Origin of the sequence: Massilia sp. BKSP1R2A-1 (assembly GCF_050586525.1) — a bacterium.
Classification (GTDB): domain Bacteria; phylum Pseudomonadota; class Gammaproteobacteria; order Burkholderiales; family Burkholderiaceae_D; genus Telluria.
In genome coordinates this window covers 187529-207202 of sequence record NZ_JBOBRE010000001.1, presented here as the reverse complement: position 1 = coordinate 207202, position 19674 = coordinate 187529, and the positions used below count along the sequence as shown (strand labels likewise).

Sequence of the window (19674 nt, the reverse complement as noted above, 5' to 3'; positions counted from 1 at the left end):
AGGGCGTCATTACAGCTCAGGAAACGCCAAGGCTGCGCACGCAGTAGTCGCGCATCGCGGCCTGCACGCCGGGGTCTTCGCCGATCGCACCGGCGAGCTGCAGGCGCAGGCCCGGATGGGCCGCACGGATCTGCTCGGCCAATGCCGGCAGGTCGCGCAGCAGGTGGCCGCCCTTCCCCAGGAAGACCGGCACCACGGTGACGTCATCGACGCCGTCCGCCACCTGCGCCGCCACCGCCTCCGGCAGGCGCGGCTCCATCAGTTCCAGGAAGGCCAGCGTGACCGGCGTGCCGGGCAATTGCTCGCGCAAGCCATCACGCAGGCGCTCGAAGGGGGCGGCCCAGCTGGCGGCGCGGGCGCCGTGGGCGAACAGGACCAGGGCGCGTTTCATCAGTGTCTCTCCACCCACCACAGGGCCCCGATGGCCAGCAGCGAGAACAGGATGCTGGGCGCCGCCGCCGTGAAGAAGGCCGGCAGGGCCGTGAGCACGCCCAGGTGCGAGAACAGGGCATTGAGCAGCAGGAAGCTCACGCCGATCATGATGCCGACAAAGATCTTCAGGCTCACGCCGCCGCTGCGGGTGTGCAGGTAGGCGAAAGGCAGGGCCAGCGCCATCAGCACCAGGATCGACAGCGGGTCGATGATTTTCTTCCAGAAGGCCACCTTGAAGCGGTCGGTCTCCTGGCGGTTCTCGGCCAGGTGGCGCGTGTACACGGCGAGCTCGTTGGCCGACATGCGTTCGGGGTCGGAACGCGAGACCGACAGGATCTTCGGCGTGATTTCCGACGCCAGTTCCAGCGACTCGAGCTTGCGCGTGCTGACGGCCAGGGTCTCCTGGCCGAAGGCGGCCTGCAGGCTCTGGCCCTCGGGACGCGGCGTGCCCGGCGCGGGCAGCGCGCGGCTGTTGCTGAACAGGGTTTCGCTGACCCCGGTCAGGCGCCAGGTGTTGTTGCCCTGGTAGCGCCCGCCCGTGGCGGTGATCAGGGCGCGCATGCGCATGTTCGGGTCGAATTCGTAGAGGCGCACGTCGACCAGCTGGCCGTCCGGACGGATCTGGCGCACGTTGAAGAAGCGCGTGCCGATCACCGGTCCCTTCACGCCCTCGGTGTGGATGCTGTCCTTGGTCCACATGCCCGAGCGGAATTCGGCGGACAGGGTGGATCCCTTGGCGGCCAGGCGCACGCGTTCGGCCAGCGGCGCGGTACGCGGCGTGATCAGCTCGCCGAACACGAAGGCGACCAGCACGAACAGGATGCCGACCTTGAACACCATGGACGCCGCCGTGCGCGTCGACATCGAGGAGGCGCGCATGATGGTGAATTCCGAGCTCGAGGCGAACTGCGCCATCGTGTAGATGGTACCGATCAGGGCGGCCACCGGCATCACCTGGTAGACATTGCCCGGCATCTGGAGCAGCACGTACATCAGCGCGTTCTGGAAATCGTAGCCGCCCTTGCCCACCGAGGGCAGCTCGCCGCTCAGGTCCATGAAGGAGATCAGGCCGAGGAAGGCGACCGCCACGAAGGACACGGCCTGGATGATGCTGACCGCGAAATAGCGTTGCAGGATGGTCATTGCGCCTCCACCTTGGCCGGCGCCGACACAGGCGGATGCACGATGCGCCTGCGCTTCCAGGCGTTGATCAGGACCAGCGGATGCCAGCGGTGGTTGACGTTCAGGCGCCAGGCGAACAGGGCCAGCACGGCCAGCGCGGCTGCCAGGTGCAGCGGCCACCAGGCCATGGCGAAGTCCAGCTTGCCGCGCTGGACGCTTTTTTCCAGCAGCTTGGTCAGGTTGTTATAGGTGAAGAAAATCAATAGTGCCAGGATCATGTTGGCCGAGCTGCCCGCACGCGGATTGACGAAGCCGAGCGGGATCGCCAGCAGCATCAGCACCAGGCAGACGATCGGGGCCGAGATGCGCGAGAGCAGTTCGGCGCGGGTGTACTGGTTCTCGACCTGCAGCAGGCTGGATGTGGGCAGCGCATTGATCGGCGTGTCGGCGCCCAGCACCGGCATCTTGGTCGCGACCCGCATGCTGTAGCGCTCGAATTCCATCGACTGGAAATCGGCCTGGCCCGGCGTGCCCTGGTAGCGGCGGCCATTGGTCAGCACCAGGTACTGTCCGCCCTTGGCGTCGGTCTCGATCACGCCCTCTTTCGCGACCACGACGGAGTTGCGGTTGCCGTCGTTGGAGTTGACGAAGACGTTCTGCACCACGGTGGCGCCGGCGGTGGAGCGTTCCACGAAGAAGACGCGGTCGGAGGACGAGGATTCGCGGAACTGGCCCGGGGCCACGCGTTTGAGGTCTTCGCGCTTCTGGAAGCGCTCGACGAATTCGGTGCGCTTCATGGCCGCCCAGGGCGTCACGACCAGGGCCAGCACGGCCACCAGGGCCATGATCGGCAGGCCGAAGGTCAAGACCGGCCCGATCCAGCGGCGCAGCGACATGCCGGAGGCGAACCAGACGACCATCTCGGAATCGCGGTAGCTGCGCGTGACCGCGGCCAGCACCGCGATGAAGGTGGTCAGCGTCAGGATGACCGGGAGGTAGCTGAGGATGGCGAAACCGATCAGGGCCAGCACGTCGCCTGATGCGACCTTGCCGCCGGCGGCGCTGCCAAGCACGCGGATCAGGGTCCAGGTGACCAGGACGGTGAACAGCACCGTAAAGGTGGCGCCGGCCGAACTGGCCAATTCACGTTGCAGGGCGCGTCGAAATATCATTCAATAAATAGCTATAATTGCTGGTTAAGAGCGCGTGCCCAAAAGGCATTCGTGCTCAAAAATTACCGAACCGGAGAACCAAAAATGGACTTTAGCATAAAAGCATTCGACACCAAGAACACCCTCGCCGCAGCGAAAGCGGGCGTCGTGGCGGTCGCGGTGTTCGAGAACAAGAAGCTGTCGCAAGCCGCCCAGGCCCTCGACGCCGGCGGCGAGATCACCGCGGCGCTCAAGTCCGGCGACATCAGCGGCAAGGCCGGTTCGACCCTGCTGCTGCGCGGCCTGAAGGGTGTCGGCGCGGCGCGCGTGCTGCTGGTCGGCATGGGCGCTGACACCCAGATCGCCGAAAAGACCTTCACCACCGCGGTCGGCGCGGCGCTGAAAGTGTTCGGCACCCTGGGCAGCCAGGATGCCATTATCGCATTCCCGCTCGTGGATGTGAAAGACCGTGACGTCAACTGGGCGGTGCGTCTACTGGTGATCGCGGCCAATGAGACCGAACACCGCACTGATACCCAAAAGAGCAAGAAGGATCCGGCCGTCGCCGGCGTGCGCAAGATCGTCATCGCGGCCGACGCCGCGAATGCCGCCACCGCGCTCAAAGGCACGCTGGCCCAGGCCATCGCCATCTCGAACGGCATGCAGCTGACCAAGGAACTGGGCAACCTGTCGCCGAACGTCTGCACCCCGACCTACCTCGCCAACACCGCGCGCCAGCTGGCCGACGAGTACGGCTTCGACATCGAAGTGCTCGAGCGCAAGCAGCTGGAAGCGCTGAAGATGGGCAGCTTCCTGTCGGTGGCCAAGGGCAGCGACGAGGCGCCGAAGTTCATCGTGCTCAAGCACATGGGGGGCAACAAGAAGGATGCGCCGGTGGTCCTGGTCGGCAAGGGCATCACCTTCGACACCGGCGGCATCTCGATCAAGCCGGGTCCCGGCATGGACGAGATGAAGTACGACATGTGCGGCGCCGGCTCGGTGCTGGGCACCTTCCGCGCCATCGGCGAGATGGGCCTGAAGCTGAACGTGATCGGCATCGTCGCCGCCTGCGAGAACATGCCCTCGGGCCGCGCCTCGAAGCCGGGCGACATCGTGACCTCGATGAACGGCCTCACCATCGAGATCCTGAACACCGACGCCGAAGGCCGCCTGATCCTGTGCGACGCCCTCACCTACGCCGAGCGCTTCAAGCCGGCCGCCGTGGTCGACATCGCCACCCTGACCGGCGCCTGCATCGTCGCCCTGGGCCACCACACCAGCGGCCTGTTCACCCGTCACGACGAGGCGCACGACGCGCTGGCCCAGGAACTGCTGGACGCCGGCAAGCAGGCCGGCGACGTGGCATGGCGCTTCCCGCTGGGCGAGAACTACAACGAGCAGCTGAAGTCGAACTTCGCCGACCTGGCCAATATCGGTACCCCGGGCGCGGCCTCGATCACCGCGGCCTGCTTCCTGGAGAACTTCACCCGCAAGTACACCTGGGCCCACCTGGACATCGCCGGCACCGCCTGGAAATCGGGCGCGGCCAAGGGCGCGACCGGCCGTCCGGTGCCGCTCCTGACCACCTTCCTGCTGAACCGCGTGTGAAATAAAATTTCACCTGCACGGCCTTGGTGAAATATTCTTTCACCAAGAAAAACAGCCCCGCTTGCGGGGCTGTTTGTTTGTGCGGGCACGTTCAGAACACCGGGCCGTTCACCCGCTGCTCATAGGCCACCGCATCCTGCGATTTCACCGGCTGCAGCAGCACCGTGTAATTCGCCGGATAGGAATAGCCCGCCCCCGAATGACGGTCGACCAGGGCGCCCAGGCCGGCGCTGATGACGACATTGCCCATCAGGCTCGTCGTGTCCGCCCGCGATCCCAGGCTCTCGCGCGCCACCGCCAGGCCGTCCTTCTTGCAGGTGACGGTGAGCGGTCTGGTGCTGCGGGTGACCGTGACCCGGTTCGGCAGGACCACGAACCAGCGGCCCATGTCATTGCTCAGCACGCAACCCACGCCGCCGACTTCCTGGAAGTCGAGCACGGCATGCAGTTCGAGCTGCTGCTGGGGAGAATCGGACAGCGTGGCGCAGCCGCTGAGAAACAGCGGCGCGGCCAGCAAGAGGGAGAGATAACGCGACATGGAACCCGCCAAAAAACACTTCATGCCCCATTTACGGCAGGCAAGAGGAAAGTCTGAAGGGTCAGTCGCGATCGAGCGGCGCGAAGCGTGGGGTGGCCACGCCGTCATGGATGACGGTTTCGAAGAAGGCCGCCTTCGGGCGCACCCACACGGCGCCGTCCTGGCCGCGGTAAACCATCACGGGCGTGTGGTCCGCTTCCAACACGGCTTCGCAGACCAGCTCGTAGAGCCCGCCCTTGTAGTGGCGGTAGCGAGTGGGCGCGGCCAACTCAGGCCTTGGCTTCGGCCACGTCCTTCTGCTTTTTCTTCAGGCTCTGGATCACCTTGAGCACGCCTTCCATGCCGGCGGCTTCGTCCAGTTCGCTGAAAGCGTCCAGCACTTCGTTGAGCACGCGGTTGCGGACCGCGGCTTCGTCCTGGGTGACGGCGCCCGCTTGCGGCTCCCTGGCGAACTTCGACGGGGCTTCGGCGGCTGCCTTGGCGCCGTGCGTCAGGGCTGCCTGCCAGATCACCCAGCGGCGCTGGGTTTCATAGACGAGATACTCCTCCGGCTTGTCTTCGCGGCGGCGGGTGATGTGGCCTTCGCGCTGGGCCCACGCTTCAAATGCAGTGCGCATTTCAGTCCTTTGTAAATCGGCGTCCGGTTTCATCATCTGCTATCGAAAAAACAATATTTCGCAATATAGCATTTCAGGCTTCCCTACCCGTCCGCACGATTGCGCGGACATTCAAGAAATTCCGAACTGAGGTCAGTCTGCAAATAGTACAACGTTAGTTGCATCAACGCAATTACTCTATTCCCGTAAAGAAACAGTGTTACATGCTCCGGCGCTAGTTTAATGCTTTTACGAATGGTTTTACAGCCCCGTTTGCATAAAACTGCCACATTCTTTTAGTATTCTATTAAGTGATTCTAACATAGCAAATTGCTTCGCACGCAATATTGTGGGCATCTCAACAACAATTGCCTTATTACAGGCATCAATACAACTGTCACATTGGCGTATTTTATTCAGCACACATAGTCGGTTTGCCATCGATACGGAAAACCTGCGGTCCCGGCCCGGCTTGCAAACGGTTATGATGCCGCTTTGTTTATTTGCCATATTGCTGCGCCGACCATGAAGATCGCCACCTGGAACGTCAATTCGCTGAAAGTCCGCCTCGCCCACCTGCTGAACTGGCTGGAAGCCAATCCCGTGGACGTGCTCTGCATCCAGGAAACCAAGCTCACCGACGACAAATTCCCGGTCGCCGAACTGGAAGCAGCCGGCTACCGGGTCGCTTTCACCGGCCAGAAGACTTATAACGGCGTCGCCATCCTCTCGAAGCACCCGATCGAGGACGTACAGAAGAACAATCCGCTTTTCGAGGACGAGCAACAGCGCATCCTGGCCGCCACCATCGGAGGGACGCGCATCGTCTGCGCCTACATGCCGAACGGCCAGGAGATCGGCAGCGACAAGTTCGCCTACAAGATGGCCTGGCTGGCCGCACTGAAGGAATGGATCGCGCAAGAGATGGCGGCGCATCCGCGCCTGGCCCTGCTCGGCGACTACAATATCGCGCCGGAGGCGCGCGATGTGCACGATCCGGCGGAATGGGAAAACCACATACACTTCACGCCGCCCGAGCGCGAAGCCATGCAGGGCCTGATGGACATGGGCCTGCAGGATGCCTTCCGCCTCTTCGAGCAGCCGGAGAAGCAGTACAGCTGGTGGGACTACCGCCAGATGGCCTTCCGCCGCAACCGCGGCCTGCGCATCGACCACATCCTGCTGACCAAAGAACTGGCCGAACGCTGCAGCGCCTGCCACATCGACCGCGAGACGCGCAAGTGGGAGCAGCCCTCGGATCACGCGCCGGTGGTCGCGACGCTGGCGGACTAGCAGCGCCAGCGCCCGGCGCGCACCATGCGCTTCCTCGAGCTGCTCAGGCAGTCGCTGGAAGCGCGTCCCTGGCGCAATCCCGCGTGAGCAGCAGGCGCGCCGCCTGGCTGGCTGGCAGCGGCCGCGCGAACAGGTAGCCCTGGGCATACTGGCAGCCGTGGCCGTGCAGCAGGCCGGCCTGCGCTTCCGTCTCGACGCCCTCGGCCACCACCGACAAACCGAGGCTGTTCGCCAGCGCCATCACGGCCGCGACGATGGCGCGGTCTTCCGCACTCGCCTCGAGTTCGCGCACGAAGGCGCGGTCGATCTTGATCTTCCTGACCGGGAAGCGCTTCAGGTAGGCCAGGCTCGAGTAGCCCGTGCCGAAATCGTCGATCGACAGGCGCATGCCCATGCCGTTCATCTGGCGCAGGATCTCGAGCGTCTGCCCGCCGTGCTGCATCAGCGCGGTCTCGGTGATCTCGAATTCCACCAGCGCGGGGTCGATCCCGGTCTCGCCGACGATGCAGCGGATCGAGTCGACCAGGCCGTCGTGCATGAACTGGCGCGCCGACAGGTTGATCGCCAGCGGCACGGCGGCCAGGCCCTGGGCCTGCCAGGCCATGCTCTGCTCGCAGGCGTTCCTGATGACCCATTCGCCGACCGCCACGATCATGCCGTTCTCCTCCAGGATCGGGATGAATTCGTCCGGTCCGACCAGCGTCTCGCCGCCGTCCTTGCCGCCCCTGCGCCAGCGCAGCAGCACCTCGAGCGCGTGCAGGCGGCGCGATGCCGTGTCGACGATGGGCTGGAAGTGCAGTTCGAACTCGCCGCGCTGGAGGGCGCCGCGCAGGCTCGATTCCAGCTCGAAGCGGCGCGCGGCCGCCTGGTTCATGCGCTGGTTGAAGAACTGGTAGTTGTTCCGGCCCGCCGCCTTGGCGTGGTACATGGCGGCGTCGGCGTGGCGCATCAGGGTGTCGACGTCGGCGCCGTCGTCCGGGCACAGGCAGATGCCGATCGAGGGCGAGATGTGCAGGCTGTGGCCTTCGAAGGGAACGGGGGTGGCCAGGGCCTCGATGATCTTGCCGGCGACCTGGCCGCATTCCTCGGCGCCGCCGACGTCGGGCAGCAGCACCACGAATTCGTCGCCGCCCAGGCGCGCCACGGTGTCGCTGTGGCGTACGGCCGTGCACAGGCGCTTGGCAACCTCGCACAGCAGGTAGTCGCCGGTCGCGTGGCCCAGCGTGTCGTTGATGTTCTTGAAGCGGTCCAGGTCGATGAACATGACGGCAAGCGTGCGTCCGTTGCGCTGCGCCGAGCGCACGGCGCAATCAAGCCGGTCCGACAGCAGCGCGCGGTTGGCCAGGCGCGTCAGACTGTCGTAGTACGCCAGATGGTGTACGCGGGCCTCGGCCTGGCGCCGCTCCGCAATTTCCTCGCGCAGCAGCTTGTTGGCGCCGGCCAGCTCCGCGGTGCGCGCGGCCACCCGCAATTCCAGCTCGTCGCGCGCGCGCCGCACCGCCTCGGCGGCTTCGCGCCGCGCCGTGATGTCGTCCAGCAGCCAGACGCTGCGTCCGCGCTGGTCGGCGACGTCGAACAGGCGCCCCGACAGGCGCGCCCAGAAGCGCCGGCCGTCGCGCCGCCGCAGTTCGACTTCGGTCGTGTGCACCTGCCCCGCCGCGAAGCTCGTGGCCGTCTCGGCGCGCGCGGCCAGGAAACCGGCCTCGTTCGGGTAGAGGGCGGCGACCGGCGCGCCGTCCATGCCGCCGGCCTCGGCGCCGAACAGCTCTTCCATCTTGCTGTTGCAGTGCAGGGTCACGCCGTCCTCGACCACCGCGATGCCCAGCACTGCGTTGTCGAGGATGGCGCGGTTCTCCATCAGCGCATTGCGCAGCTGGATCTCGTCGGCGCGCTCGCGGGTCCGGTCCTCGATCATCCAGATCGAACCCTGTTCCGGATCCTCGGCATTGAACAGGTAGCCGTTCATCTGCACCCAGATGCGCCCGCCGTCGCTGCGCACCATTTCGGTCTCGGCGCGGTAGGCGTGTCCGCGCGCAAGTTGCGGGTACGCGGCGTCGCCCATGGCGGCAAAACTCTCCTGGTCCCGATACAGGATGCGGGTCGAGCGGCCCAGCGCCTCGCCGTCGCGGTAGCCGAACATGGCGCCGAAGGCCGGGTTGTAGCGCTGGATGACCCGACTGCGCGCGAACATGATGCCGATCGGGGCATTGGTCATGATCGCCTGCACCTCGATCATGGCCTGGCGCGTCTCGGTGACGTCCTCGACGATCCAGATGGTGCCGGCCTCGCGCGCGTTCGGATCGACAGCGCGGGCGCGCAGGCGCGCCCACATCATCGTGCCGTCGCGGCGCCGGAAGGGATACTCGCCCTTTTCAAACAGGCCGCCGGTGGCGAGCACGGGATAGGCTTCGTCGGTCAGCGCCTGGTAGGCCGCGTGCGAGCCGAAGATCTCGGCCGGATGCATGCGCGCGAGCTGCGCGTAGGAATAGTCGAGCATCTCGCAGATGCGCGGATTGCAGGACTTGAACTGCCCGGGGAGCGTAAAAACGATGCCGACCGGCGCGTTTTCGAGGATGGCGTGCTGCTCGCGCAAGGCGACGCGCAGCATCGCATGCTCGATGTCGCGGGCGGAATCGCTGTCGTCCGCAAAGGGCAGCTCGCTGGCGTATCGGTCCATGGTGTCGTGATTGTCGTCCGGCTAACTTGCCTTTTAGCAATCATAAACCACAAACCGCTTTGTCTCCAAAACTAACAAACACAAAATATGGGCCGCGTTGTTGCGGCCCATCAAAGTGACTTCAATCAGAAGCAATCGCCGGGCACGCGCACCCAGCCTTCCATCAGCACGCGGGCGCTGCGGCTCATGATCGCCTTCGCGACCTGCCACTCGCCGTCCACCTGCACCGCCTCGGCGCCCACCCGCAGGGTGCCGGAGGGGTGGCCGAAACGCACCGCGCTACGCTCGGTGGCCCCTCCTTCGCCACCGGCCGCCAGGTTGACCAGGGTGCCGGGAATGGCGGCGGCGGTGCCGATCGCCACCGCCGCCGTGCCCATCATCGCGTGGTGCAGCTTGCCCATCGAGAGCGCGCGCACCAGCAGGTCGACGTCGCTTGCCGCGACCTGCTTGCCGCTGGAAGCGACGTAGTTGGCCGGTTTCGCCACGAAGGCCACCTTCGGCGTGTGCTGGCGCTTGGCCGCCTCCTCGATGCTCTTGATGAGGCCCATGCGCACCGCGCCATGGGCGCGGATCGTCTCGAACATGGCCAGCGCGCGCGGGTCGCCGTTGATGGCCTCCTGCAGCTCGGTGCCCTTGTAGCCGATCGCTTCGGCATTGACGAAGATGGTCGGGATGCCGGCGTTGATCATGGTCGCCTGCAGGGTGCCGACGCCGGGCACCTCGAGCTCGTCGACCAGGTTCCCGGTCGGGAACATCGATCCGCCGGCGCCCTCCTCTTCGGCCGCCGGGTCGAGGAATTCGAGCTGTACTTCGGCCGCCGGGAAGGTCACGCCGTCGAGTTCGAAGTCGCCGGTTTCCTGGACTTCGCCCTTCGCCATCGGGACGTGGGCGATGATGGTCTTGCCGATGTTCGCCTGCCAGATGCGCACGGTGGCCATGCCGTCCTGCGGCAGGCGCTCGGGGTCGACCAGGCCGCTCGCGATGGCGAAGGAGCCGACCGCCGAGGACAGGTTGCCGCAGTTGCCGCTCCAGTCCACGAAAGGCTTGTCGATCGAGACCTGGCCGAACAGGTAGTCGACGTCGTGGCCTTCGCGCTCGCTCCTGGCGACAATGACGGTCTTGCTGGTGCTCGAGGTGGCGCCGCCCATGCCGTCGATCTGCTTGGCATAGGGGTCGGGGCTGCCGATCACGCGCAGCAGGAGCGCGTCGCGCGCCGCACCCGGCACGCGCGCGGCTTCGGGGAGGTCTTGCAGGCGGAAGAAGACGCCCTTGCTGGTGCCGCCGCGCATATAGGTGGCGGGGATCTTGATTTGGGGGGTATGGGCCATGTAAGTCCTTTTGGGGCGTTTCAGACGCCGGTTGAACGCGTGGGCGGAGGACCGCCCACCCTACGCGTACCGGTTTTGCAGGGTGGGCGATCCCTCGCCCACGCGTTCACATCACGTGTGCGATGACGCGGCAGCTTTGGGAGCCGACGATTCCAGGAAGTCCTGCGCGAAACGCTGCAGCACGCCGCCCGCGTCGTAGATCGCCACTTCCTCGGCGGTGTCGAGACGGCAGGTCACCGCCACCTCGACGCGCTCACCGTTGCGGCGATGGATGACCAGCGTCAGGTCGGCGCGCGGGGTCCGCTCGCCGATCACGTCGAAGGTCTCGGTGCCGTCGATGCCCAGGCTCAGGCGGTTCACGCCCGGCTTGAACTCGAGCGGCAGCACGCCCATGCCGACCAGGTTGGTGCGGTGGATGCGTTCGAAGCCTTCGGCCACGATGGCTTCCACCCCCGCCAGGCGCACGCCCTTGGCCGCCCAGTCGCGCGAGGAGCCCTGGCCGTAGTCGGCGCCGGCGATCACGATCAAGGGCTGCTTGCGCTCCATATAGGTCTCGATCGCTTCCCACATGCGCGTGACCGTGCCCTCGGGCTCGACACGCGCCAGCGAGCCGGCCTTCACATTGCCCATGGCGTCGCGCACCATCTCGTTCTTCAGCGTCGGGTTAGCGAAGGTCGCGCGCTGCGCCGTCAGGTGGTCGCCCCGGTGGGTCGCGTAGGAGTTGAAGTCCTCTTCCGGCAGGCCCATCTTCGCCAGGTATTCGCCGGCGGCCGAATCGAGCAGGATGGCGTTCGACGGCGACAGGTGGTCGGTGGTGATGTTGTCGCCCAGGACCGCCAGCGGACGCATGCCCGCCAGCGTACGCTCGCCCGCGAGCGCACCTTCCCAGTACGGGGGACGGCGGATGTAGGTGCTCATCGGACGCCAGTCGTACAGCGGGCTCACGCTGGCGCCGTCGTCGACCACGCGCGCGAACATCGGCGTGTAGACCTTGCGGAACTGCTCCGGCTTGACGCTGCTCGCCACCACCGCATCGATCTCGTCGTCCGACGGCCACAGGTCCGCCAGGCGGATGTCGCGGCCAGCGGCGTCGACGCCCAGCACGTCCTTCTCGATGTCGAAGCGGATGGTGCCGGCGATCGCATAGGCCACCACCAGCGCCGGCGAAGCCAGGAAGGCCTGCTTGGCATAGGGATGGATGCGGCCGTCGAAGTTGCGGTTGCCCGACAGGACGGCGGTCGCGTACAGGTCGCGCTCGATGATTTCCTGCTGGATCGCCGGGTCCAGCGCGCCGCTCATGCCGTTGCAGGTGGTGCAGGCAAAGGCAACGACGCCGAAGCCCAGCTTTTCCAGTTCCGGCATCAGGCCGGCTTCTTCCAGGTACAGGGCGACCGCCTTCGATCCCGGCGCGAGCGAGCTCTTGACCCAGGGCTTGCGCAGCAGGCCCGCACGGTTGGCGTTACGCGCGATCAGGCCGGCCGCGATCATGTTGCGCGGGTTGTTGGTGTTGGTGCAACTGGTAATCGCCGCGATGATGACGGCGCCGTCGGGCATCAGGCCCGGCTCGTTCTCGACCACGCCCGAGATGCCGCGTTCGGCCAGTTCCGAGGTCGGCACGCGCTTGTGCGGGTTCGACGGACCGGCGATATTGCGCACGACCGTCGACAAGTCGAACGAGAGCACGCGCTCGTACTGGGCGGTGGTGAGGCTGTCCGCCCACAGGCCGGCTTCCTTGGCATAGGCTTCGACCAGCTGCACCGTCTCTTCCTCGCGGCCGGTCAGGCGCAGGTACTTGATGGTCTGCTCGTCGATGTAGAACATCGCGGCGGTGGCGCCGAATTCCGGGGCCATGTTCGAGATCGTGGCGCGGTCGCCCAGGGTCAGGCTCGACGCGCCTTCGCCGTAGAACTCCAGATAGGCGGAGACGACCTTCGACTTGCGCAGGAACTCGGTCAGCGCCAGCACGATGTCGGTGGCGGTGATGCCGGGCTGCGCTTTACCCGTCAGCTCGACGCCGACGATGTCCGGCAGGCGCATGTACGAGGCGCGGCCCAGCATGACGCTCTCCGCTTCCAGGCCGCCCACGCCGATCGCGATCACGCCCAGGGCGTCGACCATCGGGGTGTGGGAGTCGGTGCCGACCAGGGTGTCCGGATAGGCCACGCCCTGCTCGCTCTGGATCACCGGCGACATGCGCTCGAGGTTGATCTGGTGCAGGATGCCGTTACCGGGCGGGATCACGTCGACGTTCTGGAACGCTTTTTTCGTCCACTCGATGAAGTGGAAGCGGTCTTCGTTGCGGCGGTCCTCGATGGCGCGGTTCTTCTCGAAGGCATCCGGATCGAAGCCGCCGCACTCGACGGCCAGCGAGTGGTCGACCACCAGCTGGGTCGGGACCACCGGATTGACCAGGGCCGGGTCGCCGCCCTGAAGCGCGATGGCGTCGCGCAGGCCGGCCAGGTCCACCAGGGCGGTCTGGCCCAGGATGTCGTGGCAGACCACGCGCGCCGGGAACCAGGGGAAGTCCAGTTCGCGCTTGCGTTCGATGATCTGTTTCAGGGCGTCGCTCATGCTGGCCGGGTCGCAGCGGCGGACCAGGTTCTCGGCCAGCACGCGCGAGGTATAGGGCAGCATGTCATAGGCGCCGGGCTGGATGGCGTCGACCGCGGCGCGCGTGTCGAAGTAGTCCAGCGAAGTGCCTGGGAGGGGTTTGCGGTGATTGGTGTTCATGGCGGTACTCACGTGATTGGCCGGCGCGGGATCTCGTCCCGGCCGGCCCTATCTTGTCGAAGCTTACTTGCGATCCGCGATCGGCACGAACTGCAGGTCTTCCGGACCCACGTAGTTCGCGCTTGGGCGGATGATCTTGTTGTCGATGCGCTGTTCGATGATGTGCGCCGACCAGCCGGAGGTGCGCGAGATCACGAACAGCGGCGTGAACATGGCGGTCGGCACGCCCATCATGTGGTACGACACGGCCGAGAACCAGTCCAGGTTCGGGAACATCTTCTTGACTTCCCACATCACCGATTCCAGGCGCTCGGCGATGTCGAACATCTTCATCGAACCGGCTTCCTGCGACAGCGAACGCGCGACTTCCTTGATCACCACGTTGCGCGGATCGCTGATGGTGTAGACCGGGTGGCCGAAGCCGATCACGACCTCCTTGTTGGCCACGCGGTTGCGGATGTCGGCTTCGGCTTCGTCGGCGTTTTCATAACGCTTCTGGATGTCGAGGGCCACTTCGTTGGCGCCGCCGTGCTTCGGACCGCGCAGGGCGCCGATCGCGCCGGTGACGGCCGAGTGGATGTCCGAACCGGTGCCGGCGATCACGCGCGAGGTGAAGGTAGAAGCGTTGAACTCGTGCTCCGCATACAGGATCAGCGAAGTGTGCATCGCGCGCACCCAGGAGTCGCGCGGCTTCTCGCCATGCAGCAGGTGCAGGAAGTGGCCGCCGATCGAATCGTCGTCGGTTTCGACCTCGATGCGCTTGCCATTGTGGCTGAAGTGGTACCAGTACAGCAGCATCGAACCGAAGGACGCCATCAGGCGGTCGGCGATGTCGCGCGCGCCGGCCAGGTTGTGGTCGTCCTTCTCCGGCAGCACGCAGCCGAGCACCGACACGCCGGTGCGCATCACGTCCATCGGGTGGGCGCCGGCCGGCAGCGCTTCCAGCGCGCTTTTGACGGCCTGCGGCAGGCCGCGCAGCGATTTCAGCTTGGCTTTATAGCCCTTCAGTTCGGCCACGGTGGGCAGCTTGCCGTGCACCAGCAGGTAGGCGATCTCTTCGAATTCGCAGGTGGTCGCCACGTCCAGGATGTCGTAGCCGCGATAATGCAGGTCGTTGCCCGACTTGCCGACCGAGCACAGCGCGGTATTGCCGGCGGCGACGCCGGACAGGGCCACCGATTTCTTCGGCTTGAAGGTGGGGGTCTCGTTGTTCTGGGTGCTCATCGTCTCGGTCTCCTTATTGGGCTTTTTTCTGGGCGAACAGGGCGTCGAGTTTCTGCTCGTAGCTATGGTAGTCGATGCGGTCGTACAGTTCGGCGCGGGTCTGCATCGTGTCCAGCACGTTCTTCTGGGTGCCGTCGCGTCGGATCGCGTTGTACACGTTCTCGGCGGCCTTGTTCATGGCGCGGAAGGCCGACAGCGGATACAGGGCGATGCTCACGTTCGCGCTACGCAGTTCGTCCAGCGTGAACAGCGGGGTCGCGCCGAACTCGGTGATGTTGGCCAGCACCGGCACCTTGACGGCATCGGCGAACTGCTTATACATCTCCAGGCTCGTCATCGCTTCGGGGAAGATCATGTCGGCGCCGGCTTCCACGCAGGCGACCGCGCGCTCGATGGCGGCGTCCAGGCCTTCCACGGCCAGCGCGTCGGTGCGCGCCATGATCACGAAGTCCTCGTCATGGCGGGCGTCGGCGGCGGCCTTGACGCGGTCGACCATCTCGTTCTTGCTGACGATTTCCTTGCCCGGCCGGTGGCCGCAGCGCTTGGCGCCGACCTGGTCCTCGATGTGGCAGGCGGCGGCGCCGGCCTTTTCAAGGCTGCGCACGGTGCGCGCCACGTTGAAGGCGGAGGCGCCGAAGCCGGTGTCGATATCGACCAGCAGCGGCAGGTCGCACACGTCGGTAATGCGGCGCACGTCGATCAGGACGTCTTCCAGGCTCGAAATGCCCAGGTCCGGCAGGCCCAGCGAACCGGCGGCGACGCCGCCGCCCGACAGGTAGATGGCGCGGTAGCCGGCGCGCTTGGCCAGCAGCGCGTGGTTGGCGTTGATGGCGCCGATGACCTGCAGCGGGGATTCTTCCTGGACGGCCTTGCGGAATGCGGCGCCGGCGGAGTGATGAGTCATGCTGAACCTTTCAATGATGCGTTGCTCGAATACGTGTAGACAATGCAAACGCCGTGCCAGTGCCGCTTCAGTCACAAAATCAGTGACTTAGCGCAGAAGTTCCAAGCTCCGATGTTTCAGCGAAACACGTCCTGAAACGCAGAATGAAACATTGTAACAATAAAAAAACCCCGCCGCAGCGGGGTTTCGCGTCGAACAGGAAGGCTCAGTGGGCCGATGCGGCGGCGGCGCCGATACCGGTTTCCGAACGCACTTCCTGCGCTTCGAAGCCGGCTTTGTCGATCGCGGCGCGCGGGCTCTTGTCGGTCACCGAGAAGAACCAGATGCCGATGAAGCCCACCGCCATCGAGAAGATCGCCGGCGAGGTGTAGGGGAAGATCGGCGCGGCGTTGCCGAGCACGTCGACCCACACCGACTTCGACACCAGGGTCAGGATGACGGCGGTGGCCAGGCCCAGGAAGCCGCCCACGGTGGCGCCGCGAGTGGTGCACTTGCTCCACAGGACAGACATGAACAGCACCGGGAAGTTGGCCGAGGCCGCGATCGCGAAGGCCAGCGAGACCATGAAGGCGACGTTCTGCTTTTCGAAAGCGATCCCGAGCAGCACGGCGATGACGCCCAGCGCCAGCGTGGTGATCTTCGAGACCTTCAGTTCGTCGGCGCTGTTGGCCTTGCCCTTCTTGAAGACGGTCGCGTACAGGTCGTGCGAGACGGCCGAGGCGCCCGACAGGGTCAGGCCGGCCACCACCGCCAGGATGGTCGCGAAGGCCACCGCCGAGATGAAGCCCAGGAAGATGTCGCCGCCCACGGCCTTGGCCAGGTGCACCGCCGCCATATTGTTACCGCCCAGGAGCTTCCCGGCCGCATCCTTGAAGTCCGGATTGGTCCCGACCAGCACGATGGCGCCGAAACCGATGATGAAGATCAGGAGGTAGAAGTAGCCGATCCAGGTGGTGGCCCACAGCACCGACTTGCGTGCTTCTTTCGCGCTCGGGACGGTGAAGAAGCGCATCAGGATGTGCGGCAGCCCGGCGGTGCCGAACATCAGCGCCATGCCGAAGGAGATCGCCGAGATCGGGTCTTTCAGGAAGGTGCCCGGGCCCATGATCGAGTCGCCCTTGGCGTGCACCTCGGTCGCGGTGGCGAACAGCTTTTCGGGGCTGAAGTTGTACTGCGCCAGCACCGAGAAGGCCATGAAGGAAGCGCCTGCCAGCAGCATGACGGCCTTGATGATCTGCACCCAGGTGGTCGCGGTCATGCCGCCGAACAGCACGTAGACCATCATCAGGATGCCGACGATGACGACGGCGATCCAGTATTCGAGGCCGAACAGCAGCTTGATCAGCTGGCCGGCGCCGACCATCTGCGCGATCAGGTAGAAGGCCACCACCACCAGGGTGCCCGAGGCCGCGAACACGCGGATGGGCTTCTGGTGGAAGCGGTAGGCGGCGACGTCGGCGAAGGTGTAGCGGCCCAGGTTGCGCAGGCGCTCGGCCATCAGGAAGGTGATGACGGGCCAGCCGACCAGGAAGCCGATCGCGTAGATCAGACCATCGAAACCATCCAGGAACACGGCGGCCGAAATGCCCAGGAAGGATGCGGCGGACATGAAGTCGCCCGCGATGGCCAGGCCGTTCTGGAAGCCGGTGATGCCGCCGCCGGCGGTGTAGAAGTCGGAGGCCGAACGGGTCTTGGCCGCGGCCCACTTGGTGATGAACAGGGTCAGCACCACGAAGATCGCGAACATGCTGATCGCGGTCCAGTTGGTGGCCTGCTGGGTGGCCTGGCCGAGGTCCGGCGCGGCGAGTGCGGCGCCGCTCGGCAGCAGTGCGCCTGCTGCGAGGAGGTGGCGGGCGTTCATGCGGCCACCTTCGTCTTCGCGAGCGCGCGGGCCTTGATGGCCTCGGTCAGCTCGTCGTATTCGCCGTTGGCGCGGCGCACGTAGATGGCGGTGACCACGATCGTGAACAGGATCACGAAGATGCCCGCGGGGATGGCCCAGGTCATGACGCCCGAACCGATGCGGGCGCCCATGAGTTCCTTGTCGAAGGCGCAGAGGAGCGTGAAGCCGTAGTACACGACCATCATGCTCCAGGTGAGAATCCAGCCGAAGCGCGAACGCTTGGCGACCAGCTTGCGGTAATCGGGGTCGGACTTGACCCGCTGTACGACGTCTTGTTCCACTTGTGTCTCCTGATATTTATGATGCCTTTTGCTGCAGGCTGAGACCCATGCTACGGGCCTGCCCTTACCTCAGTCTTACGGCCTACTTACGCGAAACTGACAGGCCATCGTTTCAACATGGAAGGGCCGCTCGCGAATCGGCTACACTTGCCGCCATGCCCTACTCCACCAGCCCGCAGGACAGCGGCGACAAGCCGGTCATCTGGACCGTGTCGGTATCGCGCCTGTCCGACCTGTTCCGCGACATCACGCTCGAATACGACCACCTGGCGACGATCGAGCCGCTGCAGCTCGGCTTCGAGGAAGCGGCGCGCACCTTGCGCGAGCGCCTCGCCCTTGAGCCCTGCGACGTGGTGATCGCGGCCGGTTCCAACGCGGCCTACCTGCGGGGCCGGATCCCGGTGCCGGTGGTGGTGGCCAAGGCCAGCGGCTTCGACGTCATGCAGGCCCTGGCGCGGGCGCGCCGCGTGTCGCCGCGCATCGGCGTGATCACCTACCAGGAGCCCTTGCGCGAACTGGCCGATTTCGCGGCCACCTTCGGCATCGACATCGCCCAGCGCAGCTACGTCACCAAGGAAGACGCACGCGCCGGCATCAATGAAATGAAAGCGGCGGGCATCGAGGTCATCGTCGGGGCGGGATTGATCACCGACCTGGCCGAGGAGGCCGGCCTCACCGGCGTCTTCCTGTATTCGGCAGCCTCGATCCGCCAGGCCTTCGACGATGCGCTCGAGATGGCGCGCCTGACGCGGCTGGAAGCGAAGCGCGGCCGCCAGGTGCGCAACGACGACACCCGCCGCGCGCGCCGCGGCCTGCACGACCTGCGCGGCGATTCCGCCGCCATGGAGCGGCTGCGCCAGACGGTGCTGCTGTACGCGCGCTCGCCGGCCACCGTCCTGATCCAGGGCGAGACCGGCAGCGGCAAGGAACTGGTGGCCCAGGCCATCCACCGCGAAGGCTTGCGGCGCGCCGCCAACCGGCCTTTCGTGGCGGTGAACTGCGGCGCGATCGCGGAATCGCTGCTGGAATCGGAACTGTTCGGCCACGAGGAAGGCGCCTTCACCGGCGCGCGCCGCGGCGGCCACGCGGGCCTGTTCGAGGCGGCCGACGGCGGCACCCTGTTCCTGGACGAGATCGGCGAGATGCCGCTCGGCCTGCAGACGCGCCTGCTGCGGGTGCTGGAGGAGCGCGAGGTGATGCGCGTCGGCGGCACGCGGCCGGTGCCGATCTCGGTGCGCGTGATCAGCGCCACCCACTGCGACCTGGAAGCGCGGGTGCGCGAGGGACGCTTCCGCGCCGACCTGTTCTATCGTCTCGCGGTGCTGCGCCTGGCCCTGCCGCCGCTGCGCGCGCGCAGGGAAGACATCGTGCCGCTTGCCGAATGGTCGCTCAAGCATGCGCTGGCGGCCGTCGATGCGAAGCCGCATCCGAACCTGCATGCGGAGATCCGGGCCTGCGCGCCGCTCTTGGAAGCGTACGACTGGCCGGGCAATGTGCGCGAGCTGCGCAACCTGATGGAACGCCTGGCCCTGTTCCTGGCCGGCGAACCGCTGCAGGCGCTGACGCCAAGTTTCCTACTGTCGATTGCCCCAGAGCTAGGTGCCGGCAAGGACAGCCCTGCCATCCCGCTGGCGGATCCCGCCCGGGAAAGCCTGGCCGAGGTGATGGCGCGCTTCGGCGGCCAGCGCGACGCCGCCGCCCGCCACCTGGGCATCAGCCGCACGACACTGTGGCGTCGCTTGAAATCGGAAAACCTATCCTGATCAACACTACGGCCGCAAAGCGCCGTATCATGACATTTTTGTATTGTGTACGGCACGGCGCCGACCGGCGCCCTCTCTTCGTCCAGCGCCGCCCATGAAGCGGCGCGCAGCCCGGGCAACGCCC

Annotated in this window: 16 protein-coding genes; 3 read left to right on the top strand and 13 right to left on the bottom strand. The window is 65.9% G+C overall.

Going from position 1 to position 19674, the window contains the following annotated elements; all coding sequences use genetic code 11:
• Positions 1-16: 16 nt before the first annotated feature.
• The 3 genes from ACQ7JA_RS00885 to lptF are packed head-to-tail and all read right to left on the bottom strand — an operon-like array spanning position 17 to position 2726.
• Positions 17-391, bottom strand: a complete 375-nt coding sequence (locus ACQ7JA_RS00885; RefSeq protein ID WP_430894008.1) for a sirohydrochlorin chelatase — start codon at positions 389-391, stop codon at positions 17-19.
• A complete protein-coding gene (gene lptG, locus ACQ7JA_RS00880; protein ID WP_430894006.1) occupies positions 391-1575 on the bottom strand; it encodes an LPS export ABC transporter permease LptG in 1185 nt (394 codons plus the stop codon). Before lptG ends, ACQ7JA_RS00885 begins: the two co-directional genes overlap by 1 nt.
• The gene (gene lptF, locus ACQ7JA_RS00875; protein ID WP_430894004.1) at positions 1572-2726 is read right to left on the bottom strand and encodes an LPS export ABC transporter permease LptF; all 1155 of its coding nucleotides are present in this window, start codon (positions 2724-2726) and stop codon (positions 1572-1574) included. Before lptF ends, lptG begins: the two co-directional genes overlap by 4 nt.
• A gap of 84 nt (positions 2727-2810) precedes the next feature.
• Here lptF and ACQ7JA_RS00870 point away from each other — a divergent pair, with 84 nt between their 5' ends.
• Complete coding sequence (locus tag ACQ7JA_RS00870; RefSeq protein ID WP_430894002.1) at positions 2811-4313, top strand: leucyl aminopeptidase; 1503 nt, start codon at positions 2811-2813, stop codon at positions 4311-4313.
• 91 nt (positions 4314-4404) lie between these two features.
• Here the strand turns inward: ACQ7JA_RS00870 and ACQ7JA_RS00865 are convergent, their stop codons facing one another.
• From ACQ7JA_RS00865 to ACQ7JA_RS00855, 3 genes are all read right to left on the bottom strand, one after another.
• Positions 4405-4851 carry a hypothetical protein gene (locus tag ACQ7JA_RS00865; protein WP_430894000.1) on the bottom strand — a complete coding sequence of 149 codons (447 nt, stop codon included), beginning with the start codon at positions 4849-4851 and terminating at the stop codon, positions 4405-4407.
• Positions 4852-4912: 61 nt separating this feature from the next.
• The gene (locus tag ACQ7JA_RS00860) at positions 4913-5119 is read right to left on the bottom strand and encodes a DUF1653 domain-containing protein (RefSeq protein WP_430893998.1); all 207 of its coding nucleotides are present in this window, start codon (positions 5117-5119) and stop codon (positions 4913-4915) included.
• A 1-nt stretch (position 5120) separates the two neighbouring features.
• Positions 5121-5468, bottom strand: a complete 348-nt coding sequence (locus tag ACQ7JA_RS00855) for a hypothetical protein (protein WP_430893996.1) — start codon at positions 5466-5468, stop codon at positions 5121-5123.
• Between the two features lie 504 nt (positions 5469-5972).
• Between ACQ7JA_RS00855 and xth the strand changes: the two genes are divergently transcribed.
• Complete coding sequence (gene xth, locus ACQ7JA_RS00850) at positions 5973-6740, top strand: exodeoxyribonuclease III (RefSeq protein ID WP_430893994.1); 768 nt, start codon at positions 5973-5975, stop codon at positions 6738-6740.
• A 43-nt stretch (positions 6741-6783) separates the two neighbouring features.
• Here xth and ACQ7JA_RS00845 read toward each other — a convergent pair whose 3' ends face one another.
• From ACQ7JA_RS00845 to ACQ7JA_RS00815, 7 genes are all read right to left on the bottom strand, one after another.
• Complete coding sequence (locus ACQ7JA_RS00845) at positions 6784-9417, bottom strand: sensor domain-containing protein (protein WP_430893992.1); 2634 nt, start codon at positions 9415-9417, stop codon at positions 6784-6786.
• Between the two features lie 125 nt (positions 9418-9542).
• Complete coding sequence (gene prpF / locus ACQ7JA_RS00840) at positions 9543-10745, bottom strand: 2-methylaconitate cis-trans isomerase PrpF (protein ID WP_430893990.1); 1203 nt, start codon at positions 10743-10745, stop codon at positions 9543-9545.
• 111 nt (positions 10746-10856) lie between these two features.
• Positions 10857-13475, bottom strand: a complete 2619-nt coding sequence (gene acnD / locus ACQ7JA_RS00835) for a Fe/S-dependent 2-methylisocitrate dehydratase AcnD (RefSeq protein ID WP_430893988.1) — start codon at positions 13473-13475, stop codon at positions 10857-10859.
• A gap of 63 nt (positions 13476-13538) precedes the next feature.
• Positions 13539-14699 carry a bifunctional 2-methylcitrate synthase/citrate synthase gene (gene prpC, locus ACQ7JA_RS00830; RefSeq protein WP_430893986.1) on the bottom strand — a complete coding sequence of 387 codons (1161 nt, stop codon included), beginning with the start codon at positions 14697-14699 and terminating at the stop codon, positions 13539-13541.
• 13 nt (positions 14700-14712) lie between these two features.
• On the bottom strand, positions 14713-15603 hold the full coding sequence (prpB, locus tag ACQ7JA_RS00825) for a methylisocitrate lyase (RefSeq protein WP_430893984.1): 891 nt from the start codon (positions 15601-15603) through the stop codon (positions 14713-14715).
• Positions 15604-15808: 205 nt separating this feature from the next.
• Complete coding sequence (locus ACQ7JA_RS00820) at positions 15809-17464, bottom strand: cation acetate symporter (RefSeq protein WP_430893982.1); 1656 nt, start codon at positions 17462-17464, stop codon at positions 15809-15811.
• Positions 17461-17787: a DUF485 domain-containing protein gene (locus ACQ7JA_RS00815; RefSeq protein WP_430893980.1), complete on the bottom strand. Its 327-nt coding sequence runs from the start codon at positions 17785-17787 to the stop codon at positions 17461-17463. Before ACQ7JA_RS00815 ends, ACQ7JA_RS00820 begins: the two co-directional genes overlap by 4 nt.
• Before the next feature lie 155 nt (positions 17788-17942).
• Between ACQ7JA_RS00815 and prpR the strand changes: the two genes are divergently transcribed.
• Positions 17943-19550, top strand: a complete 1608-nt coding sequence (gene prpR, locus ACQ7JA_RS00810) for a propionate catabolism operon regulatory protein PrpR (protein WP_430893978.1) — start codon at positions 17943-17945, stop codon at positions 19548-19550.
• The last annotated feature ends 124 nt before the right edge of the window (positions 19551-19674 follow it).